Annotated in this window: 1 protein-coding gene; it reads right to left on the reverse strand. The window is 64.7% G+C overall.

Annotation, left to right across the window (positions count from 1 at the left end):
* Nucleotides 1–959: malate synthase G (locus AC1D00_RS42900; protein ID WP_477014891.1), on the reverse strand; the 959-nt coding region annotated here is incomplete at both ends.

The following is a 959-nucleotide window of genomic DNA, read 5'->3' on the forward strand; positions in this document are numbered from 1 at the left end:
ACGTTGACCTGATGGTAGTGCAGCGCGTGCAGCGTCGCGGCGGTCGGCGAGGGGACCCACGCAGTGGTGGCGCCGGCCTGCGGATGCGCGAGCTTCTGTTGAAGCATGTCGGCCATCTTGTCGGGCGCAGCCCACATGCCCTTGCCGATCTGGGCATGACCGGGCAGCCCGTCGATCAGGCCCATGTCGACGTTCCAGTCCTCGTAGGCCTTGATCCAGGCCTGCGCCTTCATCTCGTTCTTGCGGATCATGGGGCCCGCTTCCATCGAGGTGTGGATCTCGTCGCCGGTGCGGTCGAGGAAGCCGGTGTTGATGAACATGATGCGCTTGGAAGCGCGCTGGATGCAGGCCTTGAGGTTGACGGTGGTGCGCCGCTCCTCGTCCATGATGCCGACCTTGAGCGTATTCTCCGGCAGGCCGAGCATCTTCTCGACGCGGTCGAAAATCTCGCACGTGAACGACACTTCGTCCGGGCCGTGCATCTTCGGCTTGACGATATAGGCCGAGCCGGTGCGGCTGTTCTTGACCTTGGAGTTGCCTTTGAGGTCGTGGATGGCGAGCAGGCCGGAGACGGCGGCATCTAACAGGCCCTCCGGGATCTCCTCGCCCTTTTCGTCCAGCACCGCGTCGGTGAACATGTGGTGACCGCAATTGCGCATCAGCAGCAGGCTGCGGCCGTGCAGCTTGACCTCGCCCTTGCCGTCCGGCGTCTTGTAGCTGCGGTCGGCGTTGAGCGAACGCGTCAGCGTCTTGCCGCCCTTCTCGAAGTCGGCCGAGAGCGTGCCGTTCATCAGGCCGAGCGTGTTGCGGTAGACCAGCACCTTGTCCTCGGCGTCGACCGCGGCGACCGAGTCCTCCATGTCGAGAATGGTCGAGACCGCGGCCTCCATGACCATGTCGGCGACGCCGGCGGGATCGTCCTTGCCGATCGCGCTGCTGCGGTTGATCGTCACCTCGAC

It is taken from the genome of Bradyrhizobium sp. P2_E8, assembly GCF_056403875.1.